Source organism: Acidovorax sp. NO-1 (assembly GCF_000238595.1).
Taxonomy (GTDB): domain Bacteria; phylum Pseudomonadota; class Gammaproteobacteria; order Burkholderiales; family Burkholderiaceae_C; genus Acidovorax.
The window spans coordinates 1-19959 of the sequence record NZ_AGTS01000079.1 but is presented as its reverse complement, the minus strand read 5'-3'; the positions used below and the strand labels follow the sequence as shown (position 1 = coordinate 19959).

At 66.6% G+C, this 19959-nt stretch carries 18 protein-coding genes; 7 read left to right on the top strand and 11 right to left on the bottom strand.

Going from position 1 to position 19959, the window contains the following annotated elements:
• The first annotated feature begins 124 nt into the window (after positions 1 to 124).
• From KYG_RS12565 to KYG_RS12555, 3 genes are all read left to right on the top strand, one after another.
• Positions 125 to 589, top strand: coding sequence for a MarR family winged helix-turn-helix transcriptional regulator (locus KYG_RS12565; protein WP_008905281.1), 465 nt, complete (start codon positions 125 to 127; stop codon positions 587 to 589).
• 74 nt (positions 590 to 663) lie between these two features.
• The gene (locus KYG_RS12560) at positions 664 to 1080 is read left to right on the top strand and encodes an organic hydroperoxide resistance protein (protein ID WP_008905280.1); all 417 of its coding nucleotides are present in this window, start codon (positions 664 to 666) and stop codon (positions 1078 to 1080) included.
• 82 nt (positions 1081 to 1162) lie between these two features.
• Positions 1163 to 2254 carry a DUF2855 family protein gene (locus tag KYG_RS12555; protein WP_008905279.1) on the top strand — a complete coding sequence of 364 codons (1092 nt, stop codon included), beginning with the start codon at positions 1163 to 1165 and terminating at the stop codon, positions 2252 to 2254.
• Positions 2255 to 2301: 47 nt separating this feature from the next.
• Here KYG_RS12555 and KYG_RS24700 read toward each other — a convergent pair whose 3' ends face one another.
• Positions 2302 to 3876, bottom strand: a complete 1575-nt coding sequence (locus tag KYG_RS24700; protein ID WP_008905278.1) for a methyl-accepting chemotaxis protein — start codon at positions 3874 to 3876, stop codon at positions 2302 to 2304.
• An 88-nt stretch (positions 3877 to 3964) separates the two neighbouring features.
• Between KYG_RS24700 and KYG_RS12545 the strand changes: the two genes are divergently transcribed.
• Both KYG_RS12545 and KYG_RS12540 read left to right on the top strand, forming a co-directional pair.
• Positions 3965 to 5005: a serine/threonine protein kinase gene (locus tag KYG_RS12545; protein ID WP_008905277.1), complete on the top strand. Its 1041-nt coding sequence runs from the start codon at positions 3965 to 3967 to the stop codon at positions 5003 to 5005.
• Positions 5006 to 5106: 101 nt separating this feature from the next.
• Positions 5107 to 5415, top strand: coding sequence for a hypothetical protein (locus tag KYG_RS12540; RefSeq protein WP_034694436.1), 309 nt, complete (start codon positions 5107 to 5109; stop codon positions 5413 to 5415).
• Positions 5416 to 5566: 151 nt separating this feature from the next.
• On the opposite strand, the gene htpG is transcribed toward KYG_RS12540, so the two are convergent.
• The 8 genes from htpG to KYG_RS25375 all read right to left on the bottom strand — a co-directional run bounded on the left by htpG (position 5567) and on the right by KYG_RS25375 (position 15660).
• Positions 5567 to 7540, bottom strand: a complete 1974-nt coding sequence (gene htpG, locus KYG_RS12535) for a molecular chaperone HtpG (RefSeq protein WP_008905275.1) — start codon at positions 7538 to 7540, stop codon at positions 5567 to 5569.
• A 157-nt stretch (positions 7541 to 7697) separates the two neighbouring features.
• Positions 7698 to 8633: an exopolyphosphatase gene (locus tag KYG_RS12530; RefSeq protein WP_008905274.1), complete on the bottom strand. Its 936-nt coding sequence runs from the start codon at positions 8631 to 8633 to the stop codon at positions 7698 to 7700.
• Between the two features lie 129 nt (positions 8634 to 8762).
• Positions 8763 to 10031, bottom strand: a complete 1269-nt coding sequence (locus tag KYG_RS12525) for a triacylglycerol lipase (protein ID WP_008905273.1) — start codon at positions 10029 to 10031, stop codon at positions 8763 to 8765.
• Between the two features lie 43 nt (positions 10032 to 10074).
• A complete protein-coding gene (locus KYG_RS12520; protein ID WP_050813852.1) occupies positions 10075 to 10935 on the bottom strand; it encodes a pseudouridine synthase in 861 nt (286 codons plus the stop codon).
• Positions 10936 to 11515: 580 nt separating this feature from the next.
• Entirely contained in the window at positions 11516 to 13849 is a 2334-nt protein-coding gene (locus tag KYG_RS12515) for a bifunctional diguanylate cyclase/phosphodiesterase (protein WP_008905271.1), read from the bottom strand.
• A complete protein-coding gene (locus KYG_RS12510) occupies positions 13849 to 14508 on the bottom strand; it encodes a methylamine utilization protein (RefSeq protein ID WP_008905270.1) in 660 nt (219 codons plus the stop codon). Before KYG_RS12510 ends, KYG_RS12515 begins: the two co-directional genes overlap by 1 nt.
• Positions 14505 to 15410 carry a DUF4394 domain-containing protein gene (locus tag KYG_RS12505; protein WP_034694433.1) on the bottom strand — a complete coding sequence of 302 codons (906 nt, stop codon included), beginning with the start codon at positions 15408 to 15410 and terminating at the stop codon, positions 14505 to 14507. Before KYG_RS12505 ends, KYG_RS12510 begins: the two co-directional genes overlap by 4 nt.
• Before the next feature lie 115 nt (positions 15411 to 15525).
• A complete protein-coding gene (locus KYG_RS25375) occupies positions 15526 to 15660 on the bottom strand; it encodes a hypothetical protein (RefSeq protein ID WP_255344426.1) in 135 nt (44 codons plus the stop codon).
• 130 nt (positions 15661 to 15790) lie between these two features.
• On the opposite strand from KYG_RS25375, the gene KYG_RS12500 reads away from it, so the two are divergent.
• Positions 15791 to 17479, top strand: coding sequence for a methyl-accepting chemotaxis protein (locus KYG_RS12500; RefSeq protein WP_008905268.1), 1689 nt, complete (start codon positions 15791 to 15793; stop codon positions 17477 to 17479).
• Positions 17480 to 17556: 77 nt separating this feature from the next.
• Here KYG_RS12500 and KYG_RS12495 read toward each other — a convergent pair whose 3' ends face one another.
• Positions 17557 to 18270, bottom strand: a complete 714-nt coding sequence (locus KYG_RS12495; RefSeq protein ID WP_008905267.1) for a Crp/Fnr family transcriptional regulator — start codon at positions 18268 to 18270, stop codon at positions 17557 to 17559.
• A 402-nt stretch (positions 18271 to 18672) separates the two neighbouring features.
• Here KYG_RS12495 and KYG_RS12490 point away from each other — a divergent pair, with 402 nt between their 5' ends.
• Positions 18673 to 19659, top strand: coding sequence for an ABC transporter substrate-binding protein (locus KYG_RS12490; RefSeq protein ID WP_008905266.1), 987 nt, complete (start codon positions 18673 to 18675; stop codon positions 19657 to 19659).
• Positions 19660 to 19766: 107 nt separating this feature from the next.
• On the opposite strand, the gene KYG_RS12485 is transcribed toward KYG_RS12490, so the two are convergent.
• Positions 19767 to 19959: general secretion pathway protein GspB (locus KYG_RS12485; RefSeq protein WP_008905265.1), on the bottom strand; the 193-nt coding region annotated here is incomplete at its 5' end.

The window sequence follows — 19959 nt, the reverse complement described above, 5'->3', positions numbered from 1 at the left end:
CAGCGGAGCGCGCGAATAGCACCGATGGCGCGGCGCCGCTCTCCCACCGGCACAATCCCACCCATTAGCAAAGTTTTTCACAATTTAATTGCACACAATTTAATTGTCAGCCACAATTCACCCCATGTCTAGCCACAGCACACCCCCCACTCCCAGCCCCGCCATCCTGCGGCTGGACAACCAGGTCTGCTTCGCGCTGTATTCCGCCTCGCTGGCGATGACCAAGCTCTACAAGCCGCTGCTCGACAAGATCGGCCTGACCTACCCGCAGTACCTCGTGATGCTGGTGCTGTGGGAGCAAGACGGCGTGACGGTGTCCGAGCTGGGCGAGCGCCTGTTCCTCGACTCCGGCACGCTCACGCCGCTGCTCAAGCGCCTGGAGGCGCAGGGCCACATTGCCCGGCTGCGCGATGTGCAGGACGAGCGCCGCGTACGCATCACCCTCACTGCGGAAGGCCGCGCGCTGCGCGACCAGGCCGAGGCCATTCCGCCGTGCGTGCTGCAAAGCAGCCAGTGCTCGATTGCCGAGCTGACGGCACTGACCACCGAGCTCAAGCAGCTGCGGGACCGGCTCAGCGAGCAACGCTGACGGACTGCAGACAACGTAAACACCGATTCCCTCCACCGCCCGCCTCTGTGGGCAACAACCGCAAGGAAGACACCATGACCACACTCGAAAAAGTCCTGTACACCGCCAAGTCGCACGTGACCGGTGGCCGCGATGGCGCCGCCAAGACCGATGACGGCCGCCTGGAAGTCAAGCTGTCCTCGCCCGGCACGTCCGGCACCGGCACCAACCCCGAGCAGCTGTTTGCCTCCGGCTACGCCGCGTGCTTCATCGGCGCGATGAAGGCGGTGGGTGGCAAGATCGGCATTCCCGTGCCGCAAGACGTGTCCATCGACGCGGAAGTGGACCTGGGCCCCATCCCGAACGCCTACGGCATCGCTGCCCGCCTGGCCATCAGCCTGCCCGGCCTGGACAAGGCCACGGCCCAGAAGCTGGTGGACGCAGCCCACCAGGTCTGCCCCTACTCCAACGCCACGCGCGGCAACATCGACGTGACGATCACGCTGGTGTAAGTACGCGGGCAGGGCGCCTGTCCTGTCACCAAAGCGGCCCGCTGGTGTTGAGCCAGCGGGCCGTTTCGTTTAGCGTGGCGCCATGAGCACCACCACCCTTCTCGTGCGCCAGGACCAGCTGGCCACCACCCGCCTGTTGACCACCGACGACACCCCGCTGGCCGAGGGCCAGGTCCGCGTGCGGGTCGAGTCCTTCGCCCTCACAGCCAACAACATCACCTATGCCGCGCTGGGCGACATGCTGAACTACTGGCAGTTCTTCCCCACCGGCGAGGCCGGCTGGGGCATCGTGCCCGTGTGGGGCTTCGGCACTGTGGTGCAGTCGCTGCACCCGGCCGTGGCCGTGGGTGAGCGCCTGTATGGCTACTGGCCGATGGCCAGCCAGGCCGTGCTGTCGCCAGCGCGTGTGAGTCCGACGGGCTTCAGCGACGGCGCCGCCCACCGCGCGGGCCTGCATGCGGTCTACAACCACTATCTGCGCACCAGCACCGACGGGCTGTACCGCGCTGACAACGAGGATGTGCAGGCCCTGCTGCGGCCGCTGTTCATCACCTCGTGGCTCATTGACGACTTTCTGGCCGACCAGCAGTTCTTTGGTGCAAAACGCATGCTGCTGTCCAGCGCGTCGAGCAAGACGGCCTACGGCACCGCGTTCCAGCTCGCACAGCGCGAGGGCATCGAGGTCATCGGCCTCACCTCGCCCGGCAACGTGGCGTTTTGCGAAAGCCTGGGCTGCTACCACCGCGTGGTCACCTACGACGCACTGGACACCATCGACGGCGCCACGCCCAGCGTCTATATCGACTTCGCGGGCAGCGTGGGCCTGCGCCAGCGCATACACGCCCATGTCACCGGCCTGGCCTATAGCTGCTCGGTGGGGGCGAGCCATGTGGGCGATCTGGGCGGCGCGGGCCAACTGCCCGGCCCGCGCCCGGTGATGTTCTTTGCGCCCGCCCAGGTCAAGAAGCGCCATGCCGACTGGGGCGCCCAGGGCCTGAACGACCGCCTGGTGGCAGCGTGGAAGCAGTTCAGCGCCGCCGTGTCGTCAGGGCCGCAGCCCTGGCTGGTGGTGCAGCACCATGCAGGCCCCCAGGCCACGCAGGCGTTGTTTGCCAGCGTGCTGGCGGGCAGCGGCCACCCACGTGCAGGGCATATCGCCAGCATGCGGCCCTGATCACCGGGCGCCGGTGCACCGGTGCGCCGCAGTTCCGAGGGGCGGGTTTAGCCGGCCGTCAACCGCGCCTGCGAGGCAGGCCCGGCATGGGCCAGCTTGAAGCGCCCCACCAGGCGTTCCAGCACCGCCGCCTGCTCGCTCATGGCACCGGCCGCTGCGGCGCTTTGCTCCACCAGGGCCGCGTTCTGCTGGGTCATCTGCTCCAGTTCGCCCACGGCGGAGTTCACCAGTTGCATGTCGCCGCTTTGTTCAGCGGTGCTGGCGGTGATCTCCTCGATGATGCCGCTGACGCGCTGGACCGATTGCACGATCTCCTGCATGGTCTGCCCCGCGCGGTCCACCAGGGCCGTACCGGCTTCCACGTTTTCGACCGAGGCGGAAATCAGCGCCTTGACCTCGCGCGCGGCCTCTGCCGAGCGCCCGGCCAGCGAGCGCACCTCGCTGGCCACCACCGCAAAACCACGCCCCTGCTCACCGGCGCGGGCCGCTTCCACGGCGGCGTTCAGCGCCAGGATGTTGGTCTGGAACGCAATGCCGTCAATGACGGCAATGATGTCCACGATTTTCTTGGATGAGCTGTCGATGCGGTGCATGGTGTGCACCACCTCGCTGACCGACTGGCCGCCGCTTTGCGACAACGTGAAGGCCGAAGCCGCCAGCGCATTGGCCTCGCGGGCCGAAGCGGCCGACTGCCCCACCGCGCCGCTGAGGTGGTCCAGCGTGGACGATGCGCGCTGCAGATGGGCGGCGGTGGCCTCCGTGCGGCTGGAAAGGTCGTGGTTGCCATGGGCAATCTCGACGCTGGCCGTACCGATGCTGCCCGCCGAGCGCTGCACCTGTCCCACCAGTTCCGCCAGGGATTGCGACATCTGCGCCAGCGCGCGCAGCACCTCGCCCATTTCATCCTGGCGGTCGGTGCCGATGCGCACCGTCAGGTCACCCGCGCCAATGGAACGCGCCACCTGAACAATGTCGGCCAGGGGTTCGGTCACACCGCGCTGCACCAGCCTTGTGCCGATACACACGGCCAAGATGATGATGGCCATGATGCCCGCCACGCCCCACACGGTTTTGAGCCGCTCGGTACCCGCCTTGTCGCGCAACTCGGTGGCGCCGCGTTCGGTCAGGCGCACCATGTCCTGCTGCGCGCTCTGAAACGCCTTGAGCTTGCCCTGGGTGTCGCCCCGGATGTGTGCCTGCAGCGCGGCCGCATCGCCCCCGGCCTTGAGCTGTTGCGCCGCGTCCAGCGATGCCTTCAGCGCCTGCGCCTGCTGCGTGGCGGCGACCAGCGCAGCGCGCTCCGTCGGCGTGGTGAGCAGCGTGCCCAGCGCCGATTGCACCTGCGCCAGCTCCTGCTGGTCCTGCTCCTGCCCGCCCTGCAGCAGGGCGGCCGAAGCCTCATCGGCCGCCAGCGCCGCGCCCAGGGTGCGCAAGGCCTGCGCCTCGGCCAGGCCGCGCCAGCGCGACGCCAGCTCCAGCTTGCTCTGCTGGTCGGACTGCTCTTTGACCGTGATCGCCTGCGACTGCACCGTGCGCACCGCCGAGCCCACTGACATGAGTACCAGCCCCATGCTCACGGCAATGGCCGGCAGCCATATCTTGGTTTTGATGCTCAACGCCATGCGCGCCCCTTGTATTGAAACTGAACTTGTAACCAGCTGTTAAAAGTATGGCACGGCTGAAGCGCAACGGACCGGCGAGAATGAGTGAATGCACTCTATTCCCGACGCCTCGCCACTGCACCCCTTCTCCAAGCTCACCCCCGACGTGGTGCTGGACGCGCTGGCCAGCGTGGGCCTGTACGGCGACGGCCGCCTCATGGCCCTGTCATCCTACGAAAACCGGGTGTACCAGGTCACACTGGAAGACGGTGAGCGCGTGGTGGCCAAGTTCTACCGCCCCGGCCGGTGGAGTGACGCGCAGATCCTCGAAGAGCACGCCTTTGCCGCCGAACTGATGGCCGCCGAAGTGCCCGCCGTGGGCCCGCTGGTGCTGAGCGGCGCCACCCTGCACCAGCACGATGGCTTTGCGTTTTCCGTCAGCCCCTGGCGCGGCGGGCGCCAGCCCGAGCTCGACGACTTCGAGGTGCTCGAATGGATCGGCCGCTTTCTGGCCCGCATTCACACCGTGGGCGCGGCCCAGCCGTTTGACCACCGGCCCACGCTGGACCTGGCCTCCTTTGGCACGGCATCGCGCGACTGGCTGCTGATGAACGAGATCATTCCGCTCGACATGCAGGCGACCTGGAAGGCGCAATGCGACAAAGCTCTTGAAATGATAGCTGCCAGTGCTTATCCATCAAGCGTTACAGGCCAATTTGGCTTGAAAGATGCAGCCCTGATCCGCCTGCACGGCGACTGCCACCCCGGCAACATTCTCTGGACCCCGCTGGATGAATGGGGCCGCGGCGGCCCGCATTTTGTGGACCTGGACGACGCGCGCATGGGCCCGGCCGTGCAGGATCTGTGGATGCTGCTCTCGGGAGATCGGCGCCAGCGCACCCACCAGCTCGGCGCCTTGATCGACGGGTACGAGCAGTTCCGCAACTTTGACCGCCGCGAGCTGGCGCTCATCGAGCCGCTGCGCACGCTGCGCCTGATCCACTACAGCGCCTGGCTCGCGCGCCGCTGGCAAGACCCGATCTTCCCCGCCAACTTCCCGTGGTTTGGCAGCAGCGACTACTGGCGAGGGCAGGTGGACATGCTGATCGAGCAGATCGAGGCGATGGCGGAAGAGCCCCTTATGGCCTGAGGCGGCGTGAGCGCGCCCCGCCCTTGCCACAGCGGCTTGGGCTTGCTGCGCGCCTGGGCTATGCTGCAGGTTCGTTCATCCCCCAGCGAGTTGGCCTGCCCATGAAGGATCTGCTTCGAAACCTGTTTTCCATCCGCCAGCAGCGCAAACCTGCGCCGGTAGGCCCGCTCCCGCAGGTCGGCAGCACCATCATCCGCGGCGAAGTCAAAATGTCCGTCGATCAGCCCATCTCCCGCGAGCTGTGGGACTGGCTGGTTCTTTCGGGCTGGCGCAATCTGCCAGTCAAGAACGACCGGCGCAAGGGGCTGCGCATCCCGCAAGGGGCGCTGCGGGAGCTGATCGCCGCCAACCCGCAGGAGCGCAACCGCGCGCACTCCCGCATCCTGGAGCAGGCCGAGCCCGAGGAGTGACGCCGCACCGCTGCGGCCGGCCCCACATCAACATGCAAAAACCCCGGTCTGCCACAGCAGCCGGGGTTTTCTATTTTGATAGCTGCCAGCGCTTACTGGGTAAGCGCTGGAGGCCAATTTAGCCCCAAATATATCCCTTGGAGCCGATGGATCAGGCCAACAGGGCGTTCACGCGCTTGACGTAGGCCGCCGGGTCTTCCGGCAAGCCGCCTTCGGCCAGCAGCGCCTGGTCGAACAGGATGTGGGCCAGATCGTGGAAGTGCACGCTGCCGTCGAGCTTCTTGACCAGCGCGTGCTCGGCATTCACTTCCAGCACGGGTTTGGTCTCGGGCGCCTGCTGGCCAGCCTGCTTGAGCATGCGCGCCAGCTGGGTGCTCATGCCATCGTCCTGCACCACCAGGCAGGCGGGTGAATCGACGAGGCGGGTGGTCACGCGCACGTCTTCGGCCTTGTCCTTCAATGCTTCCTTGAGCTTGGCGAGCACGGGTTTGAACGCCTCGGCAGCCTCTTCAGCGGCCTTCTTCTCGGCCTCGTCCTGCAGCTTGCCCAGGTCCACGGCGCCCTTGGCCACGCTTTGCAGCGGGGTGCCGTCAAACTCGTGCAGGTAGTTCAGTGCCCACTCGTCCACGCGGTCGGTCATCAGCAGGACCTCGATGCCCTTCTTCTTGAAGACTTCGAGCTGTGGACTGTTCTTGGCAGCAGCCAGGGTGTCGGCGGTGATGTAGTAAATCGCCTCCTGGCCTTCCTTCATGCGCGCCTTGTAGTCGGCAAAGCCCACCGTCACAGCGTCGCTGGTGGTGGAGGCAAAGCGCAGCAGCTTGGCCAGGCGCTCGCGGTTGCCAAAGTCTTCGCCCAGGCCTTCCTTCAGCACAGCGCCAAACTCGCTGTAGAAGGCGGTGTACTTGCCTTCCTTGGCCTTGTCGTCGGCATCGACCACATCGGTCACGCCATCGGCATTGGCCGCGGTGTCATGCTTGTCGTGCTTGGCCAGGTCTTCCAGCATGGAGAGCACGCGCTTGGTGCTGCCTTCGCGGATGGCGCGCACGTCGCGGCTTTCCTGCAGCAGCTCGCGGCTCACGTTCAGCGGCAGGTCGGCCGAGTCGATCACGCCCTTCACAAAGCGCAGGTAGGTGGGCATCAGCGCCTCGGCGTCGTCCATGATGAACACGCGCTTCACGTACAGCTTCACGCCTGCCTTCTTGTCGCGGTTCCACAAATCGAACGGCGCCTTGGCGGGGATGTACAAGAGCTGCGTGTACTCGGTGTTGCCCTCGACGCGGTTGTGCGCCCAGGTGAGCGGGGCCTCGTGGTCGTGGCTGATGGTCTTGTAGAACTCGGCGTACTGTTCTTCGGTGATGTCCTTCTTGGGGCGCGTCCACAGGGCGCTGGCCTTGTTGATGGTTTCCCACTCGCCGGTCTTGACCATGCCGCCGGGCTGGCGGCCACCGTTTTCGTCGCTGGGGTTGATGAGCTCGCCATCTTTCCACTCTTCCTTTTCCATCAGGATGGGCAGGCTGATGTGGTCGGAATACTTGGCGATGACCTGCTTGAGCTTCCAGGCGTTGAGATACTCCTCAGCCTCTTCGCGCAGGTGCAGGATGATGCTGGTGCCGCGTGCGGCGCGGGTGATGGTTTCCACCTCGAAATCCCCCGTACCGCCGCTGATCCAGCGCACGCCTTCTTCGGCCGCAAGGCCTGCACGGCGCGATTCCACGGTGATCTTGTCGGCCACGATGAAGCCCGAATAAAAGCCCACACCAAACTGGCCGATGAGCTGGGCGTCCGCCTTCTGGTCGCCTGAGAGTCGGCCCATGAAGTCCTTGGTGCCGCTCTTGGCAATCGTTCCCAGGTGGTCGATGGCCTCCTGCGGGCTCATGCCGATGCCGTTGTCGGTGATGGTCAGCGTCTTGGCTGCCTTGTCGAAGGTCACACGCACTTCGAGGTTGGGGGCGTCTTCGTACAGGGCGGGCTTGTCCAGCGCCTCAAAACGAAGCTTGTCGCAGGCGTCCGACGCGTTGGAGATCAGCTCGCGCAGGAAGATTTCCTGGTTGGAATACAGCGAATGGGTGACCAGGTGCAGCAGCTGGGCCACTTCGGCCTGGAACGACAGGGTTTGCTTGCTCATGGAGGGTTTCTCTCTGTGGATTCGGTCGATACGGAAGAACAGGGCCCGGCACAAAAAATCACGCCTGCCGGGCCAGCAGGCGTGATGTAGGGGCATGCGCCCGGTTTTCAAGGGCCCGCGCGGGCGGCTGCCCGCCACCCAGCCGGGGGCGCCGGGATCAGCCGTCGTTGGTGATGCGCTCGATCAGCGTCTTGAGCATGGCGTCGGCCTTGTCGTTGGCCACCTGGCAGGTGCCCGCCGCAGCGTGGCCGCCGCCGCCAAACTCCAGCATCAGGTTGCCCACATGGGTGTTGCTGCTGCGGTCCAGGATGGATTTTCCGGTGGCAAACACGGTGTTCTGCTTTTGCAGGCCCCACATCACATGGATGGAGATGTTGCACTGGGGGAACAGCGCATAGATCATGAACCGGTTGGTGGCCCAGATGGTTTCCTCGTCGCGCAGGTCCAGCACCACCAGGTTGCCGATGCGGATGGCGCAGCTTTGCAGCTGGGCCTGGGCCTTGGGGGCGTGCTCGCGGTAGAGCTGCACGCGCTCCTGCACATCCGGCAGGGCCAGGATCTCGTCAATCGTGTGGTCACGGCAGTACTGGATCAGGTCCATCATCAGCGCGTAGTTGCTGATGCGGAACTCCCGAAACCGCCCCAGGCCCGTGCGCGAGTCCATGAGGTAGTTCAGCAGCACCCAGCCCTGGGGGTTCAAGATGTCGTCGCGCGAATACTGGGCCGAGTCGGCCTGGTCCACGGCGGCCATCATTTCCTCGGTAATGCGGGGAAACGCGGCCTTGCCGCCGTAATAGTTGTAGACCACGCGTGCGGCCGAGGGAGCGTGCGCCTCGATGATGTGGTTCTCGTCGCGCCGGCCCGAGTTGCGGATGGTTTCGGACTCGTGGTGGTCGAACACCATGTGCGCGCCGGGCACATAGGGCAGGTTGGTGGTGATATCGCGGCTGGTAATGGCGACCTTGCCATCCTGCATGTCTTTCGGATGCACGAAGGTGATCTCGTCGATGAGTTCCAACTCATTGAGCAGCACGGCACAGACCAGGCCGTCAAAATCGCTGCGGGTTACCAGGCGGTATTTCTTGTCGCTCACTCATTGCTCCTTGTTATTCAGTTCGTGGTGGGATGGTAGCGTCAGCCCCACGCGGGGCAACACCGCTCGCAGGCCAAAACAGACCATCGACACCGCTTGCGCACCCAGGAAGGCGCCACCAGGTTCGCCTCATGCTGGCTCCAGCCAGTGCTGCAGCTGCTGCGCCACAACGGCGTCGCCCAGCAGCGCCAGGTGGCCCATGCGGTGGTACACGGCCTGCCGGGCCTTGCCAAAACCCAGGGTACGCCGGGCATCATCGTGGATGCCCAGCGCGCTGCGCAAGGGCACCAACCCGTCCCCCACCAGCCGCTCCGCCGACGGGCTGCGCCGCGGCGCCAGGGTGGCCGCGATGGCAAAACACGCCACGCCTTCGGGCAGCGGCACCGGCGTGCGACGGTCGGGATGGCGCAGGAAGCGGTCACACCCCTGCCAGTCAGACTCCAGCACGTGGCCGTAGCGCAGGTCGGTGATGCCCGCACTGCGCAGCTGCGCCAGCCGTGCAAAGGGGCGGGAATACGGTGTGCTGCCCAGCAGGGTATCGACCCAGTGGCCCGCTTTCTCCAGCGGCGCGCCGTGGTGGGGAGTGCCCAGAAATATGAGGTGGCGCAGCAGCGCCAGCCAGCCCTGCCCGCCCGCCTGTTGCGCCTGCTGGCAGGCGCTGCGGGCCACCAGCCCCCCCATGCTGTGGGCCAGCACGGCCAACTCGGTCACGGGCACAGGCCAGGCGGTGATCAGCGATTCCAGCTGCGCCGCCAGCTGCGCGCCGTTTTCCGAGGTATGCAGGCCCGTGTTGTAGCGCAGGTAGACCGGGGTGTAGCCCAGCGCCTGCGCAAGGTACGCGCCATGGTCATGGCCCTGGTGCCGCCACTGCAGATCGTTCATGCACAGGCCATGAACCAGCACCAGCAGCTTGCCGGTGGCAGCGCCGCTGGCAGCCAGGTTGGCAAGGTCCAGGGGCTGGCCATCCCGATAGAACCCCATGCGCGTGCACAGCGGGTTGTTGTCATGTTGCAGGCGGTCGCCCATCACGCCATTGAGGGCGGCCAGTACGGCCTCGCGCTCCCAGTGCACCGATGAAGGGGGCTCATCAGGGCCAAAAAACGGCTCCAGCCGCGCCAGGCCGGCCTGCAGGCCCGCATCGACCAGGCGGGTCACACCCCGGATGCTCTGGTACACCAGCCCCGTGAGCCCGCGAGCCTGCCCCGGCTGCGCCCCCCCGGGAAGCCCCAGCGTTCCCAGCACCGACTGGTGCACGCCCTCGGCCACGTGGCTGATGCTGGTGGTGGCCTGTGTTGCCAGCCGTGCCACACCGCGCAGATCGGAGGCGCGCAGCTGGCGCAGCGGATTGGATCGGGGGACTGGTGCCAAAGCGGCGCGCGGCCGAGAGGGATTGGGCATGCGGACGGCTCCGTTCGGGAATGCGGTGTGAGGCCAGCGGTCTTCAGAACCGCTCGTTGGGCGACAGGTAGCGCCACTGCCCCACGGGCAGATTGCCCAGGGTCACGCGGCCGATGCGGATGCGCTTGAGGCCCACCACCTTGAGCCCCACCAGCTCGCACATGCGGCGGATCTGGCGTTTTTTGCCTTCCGTGAGCACAAAACGCAGCTGCTCGGGGTTTTGCCAATCGACCCTGGCGGGCTTGAGCGGCTCGCCGTCCAGGCTCAGGCCATGGCGCAGGCGCTCCAGCAACTCTCGGGGAAACACCGCCTGCACGTTGGTGCTGACCGGGTCACGCTCGTCGATTTCCTGCAGCGGCGCGGAGCGCTCGCCGGGGTGGCGTGGCACCGCCTGGCCCGGTGCCGGGTAGACCACGCGCACGAGGTACTCCTTTTCCATCTCGGAGTCCTCGCCAATGATCTGCCGGGCCACGCGGCCGTCCTGCGTCAGCACCAAGAGGCCCACCGAGTCGATATCGAGCCGTCCGCAAGGTGCCAGGCCCCGCAGCTGCGGCGGCGAGAAGCGGTTGCGGCTGGGGTCATCGCGCCAGTGGGTGCGGGGATTGATCAGCGCAACGGCGGGCGTGTGGCCGTCCTCGGCCTGGCCGCTCACATAGCCAATGGGTTTGTTCAGCAGGATGGTGACGCGCTGCTCCTGGAAACCCTGGGCAATCTTGTCCACCTCGATGCGGTCGGCCGCCGTAACCTGCTGGCCCATGGTGGCCAACACACCGTTGACCTTGACCCAGCCCTGCTCCACCCAGTCGTCGGCCTCGCGGCGCGAACACAGGCCCAGCTCGGCCATGCGCTTGTTCAGGCGCGAGGTGGGCAGGCCGCCCACGGTGCTGGTGGCAGGCGCAGGCACCTGGCGCACGGGCGCCACAAACGCGCCCGATGCCACACGGTAACCCGACGGCGCGGGCGCGCGGTCGGGCCGTGGGGCCCTGGGCGGCTGCGCAGGCCGCGTGGGCGGGGCGGGTTTGGCCGCCAGGGTCGGGCGGCGCAGCACGGGCCTACCGGCCGCAGGCGCAGAAGACGATGGGCCGCCAACGTCGGAGGCTGGGGCGGCGGCGGGGCCGGCAGGCGGGCGAGAGGAGGAGGAAGACATTGCGTGTATTTTCGCCTGTGGACTGCTTAGAACCTGTTCAAAGTCTTTTTGGAGTTGCACAAGTACCTTGCCGGGATGGGATGCAAGGCGCGGTGAGCCGCCAATAGCCCGGCTATTGGCAAGCGCCGCAACGCCGCAGACCGCCCGGCAAGGCACTTGCCCGAAGGGTTGGAGTGAAATCGGGCGATTGAACGCCCCGGCTGCTTGCATGGGCACGAGCCCATGCGGCGCACCCGAGGCATCCACTCATCTCCGATTGCACTCCAATGCAATCACCAAAAAGATTTTGAACAGGTTCTTAGCCCCCAAAAACGGCGATGCAACGGGCTGCTGCAAGCTACCTTGGGCGCGCCTGCCAGGCCAGAAAATCGTCCACCGGCAGGGGCCGCGCGATGTGATAACCCTGCGCCTCATCGCAGGCCAGGATGCGCAGCCGCTCCAGGATGGCGGCGGTCTCCACACCCTCGGCCACCACGGTGAGCCCCAGGTTATGCGCCAGGTCGATGGTCGAGCGCACGATCATCGCGTCGTCCTCGCCCGTTTCCATGCCCATCACAAACGATTTGTCGATCTTGAGCTCATCCACCGGCAGGCGCTTGAGGTAGGCCAGCGATGAATACCCGGTGCCGAAATCGTCGATGGACAGCTTGAACCCCTGCTCCGACAGGCGGTTGAGCATGGCCTCGGCACGCTGCGGATCGTCCATGATGGCGCTCTCGGTGATCTCCAGGCAAAACGCACTGGCCGCTACCCCGTGGCGCAGCAGAATGTCGGCCAGCCGGTGGCTCAACTCAGGGTCGAGCAGGTCGCGGGTGGAGAGATTGACCGACACCCTGAGCGGCAGGGCCCGGGTGCGCGGGTCGGCCAGCAGGCGCGCCACTTCTTCGAACATCCACAGCGTGAGGTGGCGCACAAACCCGGTCTGCTCCGCAAACGGGATGAACTGCATGGGCGGCACCAGGCCGCGCTGCGGGTGCTGCCAGCGCACCAGCGCCTCGGCCGCCAGGCCCGGCTGCCCGTGCAATCCCACCTTGGGCTGCAGGTACAGGCGCAGCTCATGGTGTTCAACCGCGTGGCGCAGCTCACTCAGCAGCGACAGCGTCTGCGTGCTCGTCGAGTCGAAAGCCGCGTCGTACTGCAGTGCACCACTGAGCTTGCGCTTGGCGGCATACATGGCGATCTCTGACCGGCTGAGCAGGGTATCGGCGTCGTCCGCATCCCCCGGCCAGCAGGCAAAGCCGATCCCGGCGCTCAGGTCCACCGTCTGGTCTTCGAACGCCAGGGGGTCCTCGAACGACTGGTTGATCCGCAGCGCAACATCGTGGGCAGCCGCGGCATCGGCGCGGTGCAAAAGAATCGCGAACTCGTTGCCGCCCAGGCGGGCCACCATGTCATCGGGCGAGCGCACCTGCTGGCTCAGGCGCTCGGCCACGGCCTGCAGCAGACGGTCGCCAAAGGCGTACCCCAGCACGTCGTTGACATGCTTGAACCGGTCCAGATCGAGGGTGAGCACGGCCAGCGGCTGCACGGGGCTGGCAGGGCTCGCGATGGCCTGCACCACGGCGTCGCGAAAACGTTCGCGGTTGGGCAAGCCGGTCAGCCGGTCCCAGTAGGCCAGTCGGCGGATCTCGGTTTGCTGCGCACCGATGTCCACACGCATGAGGTCGAACGAACGCGCCAGGTTGCCAATCTCATCGGTGCGGCGCGTGTGGTCCAGCGGAACATCGTATTCGCCGCGCGACAGCCGTTGCGTGGCGGCCAGCAGCGAGCGCAGCGGCGTGGTGAGCCTTTGCGCCACCAGCCCCGTGCCCACGGCAAACAGCAGCACACCCGCCACAGTGATGATGGCAAGCAGCACCTGCAGCTGGCGGTAGGGTGCAATGACCTCTTCCACCGAACGCAGCAGCAGCGCCTGCACATCGCCCCCCACGCTGTCCAGGCGGATGGCGCGGGCCAGCAAGGTGCCGTCCGGCGTCTGCAGCTCGCCCGAGGGCACACCCTCCCGCTGCAGCTGCGCCAGCGGCCCGGGCGGCAGCGTGCTCACTGGCACCTTTGTGGCGCCGCCGGCATCCGTCACCACCAGCGCCACGTGCACTGACAGCAGCTGCCGCACTTCGTCGGCCAGCGGCTGGTTGACCGGAAAGCCCATCAGCACCCAGCCGATGACCACCGGCGCGCGCAGCGGCACCATGACAAACTGGTAGGGCACACCATCGACCACCGCGATCTGGCTGCCCTGGGGCTGCACGGCCAGCGGCGGCACCACGTCGCGCAGGGCGTCCGCAAATGCGTTCATGGAGCCAGTCAGGCTGACCGCCCGCACTTCCATGCCGGTACCGAGCAAGGCAGCCACGGTGGCCCCGATGCGGCTGCCGTGGTTCTCCAGCACCGACTGGATGGTGTCCTCATCGCCCGAGTTCACGGCCGAGCGAAAACCGTAGTCGGCAGCCAGCAGGGCCGAGCCCTGGCGCAGCTTCTCGGCGTTCTGCTCGAGCAGGCGACGCCACACGTTTTCATCCAGATCGAGGGCCTGCGCGATCTGGGCTCGTGCATTGCGGTCGATGGTGGCCCGCACCACCGCAAAGCCCGCCGCCTGGACCAGGAGCAGCAGCAACAGCGAGAGCCCGACCAGCCGCAGGATCAGGCTGTGCCGCAGCAGGCGCCACTGCATCAAGGCTGCAACCCTGCCAGGCGCACCGTGGCCACCGCGCCTCCTGCGGGGGGCACGGTCAGTGTCTGCTCCTGCGCAGGGGCGCCCACCGGCAGGCGCGCGTGCCAGGTGCGCAGGGTGTAGGCGCCAGGCGGCACATTGTCGATCTGCGCCCGGCCTGGCGCTGCCGGTGTGCGGGCGAAATGCGGAGTGTCCACCACCACGATCCAGCCCACCATCTGGTCATGGATGTTGCACCCCAGCACAGCCACCCCGGGCTGATCGAACCGCACCGGGTTGGAGGGCATCCCCGTGTAGAGCTTGAGCTCGAATTTCTTGGCAGGCGAAAACGAATAGACGTGGTGGCGCACGGTGTCGTGGTTGGGGAACCGCACCTCGGTCCCCAGGGGCACCACCAGCACACCGGGTACGAACTGCCGCTTTTCCTGTGCCATCTCGGCGCCCGCCAGGGGCCTGACCGCCTTGCGGGCCTCGGGCGATTCCAGAAACACCACCGCATCGGCCAGTGGCTGGCCTGCCGCGTCCAGCACCTCCACCTGCACGGTTGCGGCGTGCGCGCCCAGCCCCAGCCCCAGCGCACAGAAGGCGCCCAGCACGCCCCGGCCAGCGGCCCTGCCCCCGGCGCGCAGCGCAGCGCGGCGGCTCCCGGTGGTGGTCATGGCTCGATGGCCATGCCCAGCAGCGCGGCGCCCTCGCCCACGGTCCCCAGCGGCCGGGTGGTGCCGGTGCGCAAGTCCACCAGGTGCAGGCGCGTCTGGCGGTCCGCCGCTGTGCGCACGGCAATCAGGGCCGTGTTGTCAACGTCAGAGATGTCAAACGCCACGTCGGTCAGCGGCGGCAGCCCCAGTGACCCCACGGTGCGCAACTGGCCCGTGTTGGGCGACACGACCGGCGTGGTGCCCTCGCGCGATCCCTGCATTACCAGCACACCGAGCGCGCGATCGATGGCGTAGTTGGTGGTGAGCTTGCTGTCCTGCGTGTTGTAGGTGTAGGCCGCCCCGACGATATCCGGCGTGCGGCCGGCATTGGCATCGCTCCAGGCGTATCGCAAGGACGGGTCAGGCTGCACGCCCTCCAGGGCAGCGTCGCCGTCCACTGCGGCGCCGGTATCCGGGTGCAGCCGCAGGTTCTGGCCGGTGTTGGACACCACGCGGATCCGGTCTGCTGCCGGGTTGAAGTCGAAGCCGAACGAAGTGCCTTTCAACGCCACAATCGCCGGCGCCGCTCCCACAGGGCGCAGGGCACCGGTAGGTATATCGAGCGTGTAGAGCCTGCCCGCCTGCGACAGCGCATACAGCACGCCGCGCGCCACCCGGAAGTCGATGCCCACCAGCCGCTCCCCCGCGGGCAGCCCGGTGACCGGGCGCCGCTCCAGAATCTGGGCGGGCTGTGCGGCGTTGAAGGTGATGAGCTCGTGCGAGTCCGTCACCGCGACCACCAGTTCACGTTGGCTGGTCTCGGGTGCAGGCGCCGTGGCGCAGCCCGTCAACGCCACACCCGCCACAAGTGCCAGCCACGCGGCGGCAGTGCGGCGCACTGAAAGAAGGGAATGCAGTTTCATCGGGGAGGCCTCACATCTGTAACGGGTTTATACCTGATGGGTCGCTTTTCGGGGGAGCATCTCTCCATGCCCCACGCGTCAAAATGCTATTTTATTAATAGCTACTAGTTGTTTATCAATAAGCGATTGAAACGTTTTTCACGTCGACCGCAACAACCGGTACGGACGCGCGCACAATCGCCAGCACGTCCGGCGAAGTTGTAACAGACACCCCATGCGCAATGGGCATGCCGCTATCCACAAGCGTCATGACACATTTTGTAATTCCTCCCTACACTGCCGCCAATGGCAGCCTGTGAGACTCATCTGCCGTCGGGGAGAACTGGCACCGTCATTGCATGGGGCCTGGCACCGTCAAAACGCTTCATACAAGGAACACCATGCAGGCCGCAACGTCATTGAAATCGCTGTCGATATCCACGCGGCTCGGGCTGGGGTTCGGGTGCATGCTGGTGCTGGTGGTAGCGGTGGCCGCCGTTGGCCAGTTCTCGGTGGGCAAGGTGCACGAGCAGATGCGGCTGATCACCGGCCTGGGCGCCCAGAAGTCGGTGCTGGTCAACGGCATGCTTGAAAGCGTGGGCGCGATGGGCATCCAGAGCCGGTCGGCAGCCATGCTCAACGACATTGACCCCAAGCAGGCGCGCGAGCAGATCGAAGGCGTGGCCGGGACGCTCAGGGAATATGCGCGTCAGGAGGCGGCACTGGCCGAACTGCTGGCGACTGGCGGCGGCTCGGCCGCGGAAATGCGGCTGTTGCAAGAGGTGCAGGCACTGGGTGCCAGGACACGGCCGGAACTGGAGAACGCCATCAAGTCCGCCGATGAAGGCGACACCGTGAGTGCCACGCTGGCGCTGATGACGCGCGTGGCCCCTGCTGAAACCGCCTGGCGCGGCAAGCTGCGCGAGCTGGTGGACCTGCAGGGCAGACTGAACGCCGAAGCCACCGCTTCGGCTGAGCGCACTCAAGTCCAGGCCCGCACCGTGGCCGGGCTGCTGGTGCTGCTGGCGATCGGGCTGGGGGCGCTGATCGCCTGGCGCATCACGCGCAGCATCACTGCGCCCATAGGCCGGGCTGTCGTGGTGGCCGAGCGCATTGCCCGCGGCGACCTCACCTCGCAGGTGGAAGTACGCATCCAGGACGAAACCGGCCGCCTGCTCGGCGCCATCGACGCCATGCAGGACCGCCTGCGCTCGCTGGTGGGCGAGATCGGGCAGACGGCGGATTCGATCCTCGTGGCCAGCTCCGAGGTGGCCTCGGGCAACCTGGACCTGAGCCAGCGCACCGAACAGACCTCGCACAACCTGCAAAGCGCCGCCAATTCGCTGGTGGACCTGACCGGCACGGTGGCCCAGAGCGCCGACGCCGCCCGCCAGGCCAACCAGCTGGCATCCACCGCCTCGGATGCGGCCACGCGCGGCGGCGAGGTGGTGTCACAGGTGGTGCGCACCATGGACACCATCAGCGCCAGCTCGCGCAAGATCGCCGACATCATCAGCGTGATCGACTCCATTGCCTTCCAGACCAACATCCTCGCGCTGAACGCCGCCGTGGAAGCCGCCCGCGCGGGTGAACAGGGGCGCGGATTTGCGGTGGTGGCAAGCGAGGTGCGCAGCCTGGCGGGCCGCTCGGCCAACGCGGCGCGCGAGATCAAGGCCCTGATCGGTGCCAGTGTGGACCAGGTGCAGGAAGGCAGCACCCTGGTCCACCATGCGGGCACCACCATGGATGAGCTGGTGCAGTCGGTGCGCCGGGTGTCGGACATCATGGGCGAGATCACGGCCGCCACGCAGGAACAGAGCCAGCGCATCGGCCAGGTGAGCGGGGCAGTGGGCGAGCTGGAGGAAATGACCCAGCAGAACGCCGCACTGGTGGAGGAAGGCGCCGCCGCCGCCGACAGCCTCAAGGACCAGGCCGGGCGCCTGACGCAGATGGTGGGCACCTTTCGCCTCACGCGCGACGGGGGCGATGAAAAGAGCTGGGGCGCGGCCCAATCCGCCACACCGCCGCTGGCCGTGCCCGCGCCAGCACCCACAGCCGCCCCGCGCGCTCCCGCATTGCCGCGCAGCTGAACCCACCCCGGTCGTCACATCACGGCGCGCACCGCAACGAGGGCGCAGTCCCCCGGGGGAAGCCGCGCAGCGGTTACTCAGGGAGGGGAGACACTCGAGCGCAGCGCCGCCAGGTCGAGCACCCGCAGGCCACCGTATTCGACACGGATGGCGCCCTGCGCTTCCAGCGCCGCCAGCGCCTCGTTCACCCGCTGGCGCGACAGGCCCACCAGATACGCCAGCTCCTGCTGCGTGATGCGCAGCACCTCGCCCACGCCGGGGTAGAGCACCGGGTTGAACAGCGACGCCAGGCTGCGCGCCACACGCACGTCGGGGTTGTTCAGCCGGTCGATCTCGCGCGCGGCAATGAACTGGCCCAGGCGCTCGTTGAGCTGGTTCATCACAAAACGGTTGAAGCCGATGGAGTGGTCCAGCAGCCAGTGAAAGCTGTCAATGGGCAAACCCGCCACCACGCTTTTGCGCAGCGCCTGGATGTTGTAGCGGTAGGGCTCGCGTTTGATGGTGGTGCCCTCGCCAAACCAGCCGCCGGGCGGCAGGCCGGCATACGTCATGGTCTGGCCCTGGGCGTCATCGCTGCTCATCTTGAGCAGGCCTTCGACCACGCCAAACCAGTAGGTCACAGGGCGGCCCACGCGGCATACATAGTCGCCCGCGTTGGCGTCGCCAACCAGCAACGATGCGACGGCGCGTTCGCGCTCGGCGGGCAGCAGCAGGCCCAGCCAGGGAATGCCCTCCAGCTCCTGCGGCGTGGGCGAGCGGCGCCGCTGGTGCAACGACAGGTCCTGGTTCATGCGAGAGTCCATGGCACAGCGTGGTCAGAGTGAAAACAACAAGGAAAAAGGGAACGGCAACGCGCCGGAAGGTGCGGGAATACCACGACCCTGATTGTCGTCAGAACGACAAAAAAATGTCAATTGAAGCCGGATGATGTCGCCTCGCCCCGGAAGCCAAGGTCGTGCGACCCCGGGGCGCTTTGAGGAGACCCGCACCATGCACACCCCGCCGTCAAACACAGACCTCCAGCGCCCCGCGCTGCACCACCCACGCCCGCTGGCGCGCCGCCAGGTCCTGGCCGCAGCCGCTGCCAGCCTTCCCTGGCTGGGCTGGGGGGCGCCGCCCGCGCGCAGGAAAGCACCATCCGGATCGCCCAGTCCACTGCGCTCACAGGGCCCCTGGGCGATCTGGGCTCGGCCATGCACCAGGGCGCCAAGGCCGCATTTGCAGGCATCAATGCGCGCGGTGGCGTGCACGGCAAGACCATAGAACTCGTCACGCAGGATGACGCCTACGAAGTACCCAAGGCGCTGGCGAACGTGGAGCTGTTCATGGCCGATCCGGGCACGTTCGCGCTGTTCAACTGCATGGGCACGCCGATGATCGATGCCATGCTGCCCAAGGTGATTGACAGCGGCATTCCGTTCTTCGCACCGTTCACCGGTGCGCAGCTCAGCCGCACCAAGGCCAAGAGTGTGTTCAACATCCGCGCCAGTTACGCCGACGAGGCCGAGAAGCTGGTGCAGCACCTGTCCACCATCGGCATCCAGCGCATCGGCATCGTCTATCAGAACAATTCCTTTGGCAAAGAGGTCTACACCGCCGCCAAGCAGTCGATGGACCGCCTCAAGCTGCCCGACGCCGTGACGGTGACGGTCGAGAACAACGCCTCCGACGCTGGCAGCGCCGCGGCCAAGCTGGCGGGGGGCAACCTGGAGGCGATCGTGATCGGCCTGGCGGGCAAACCGACGATGGAGTTTGTGAAGGCGTTCCGGGCGCTCAAACGGGGCGTGACGCTGTATGCGCTGTCGGTGATGGGCACCCCCGCCACCGTGAAGGCCCTGGGCGCCGATGCCACCGGCATGGCCATCTCGCAGGTGGTGCCGCTGCCCTCCAACGCGGTGATGCCCGTGGTGCGCGAGTTTCAAACCGCCTGGAAAGCGTCGGGCGCCACGGCCGAGCCCTCGCACCTGGCGCTGGAGGGCTACATCAACGCCCGGGTGTTTGCCGAGGCCCTGCAGCGCGCGGGCCGCAACCCCACACGGGCTGCGTTCATCGACGCCACCTGGAACCTCAAGAAATGGGACCTGGGCGGCTTTGAAATCAATGCCGCCACGCCCGAACGCAACGCATCGCGCTTCGTGGAGCTGACCCTGGTGGGGCGCGACGGCAGGTTCATCCGGTAGCCGGTTGTACGTGGCAGCGCTGCTTGCCACGGCACGTTATCGCTACATTTTTAATAGCTGCTCGCGCTTTACCATTAAGCGCTAGCGGCCATTTTGACTGATATTTTCTACTGCGAAGCCAGCCCGTAGCGGTAGCCCCGAAACGACCAGATCGTGCGGCCCTGTTCGATTTTTTCGAGCTGCAACCCGGGTGCAGCCAGGTCGCCTTCATGCAAGACCTGGCCGTTCACGATCGCCATGCGGTACACGGGGTTGGAGGAGTAGGTGGCCCCCGATATCTTGAGCACGGGCAGTTGCGCG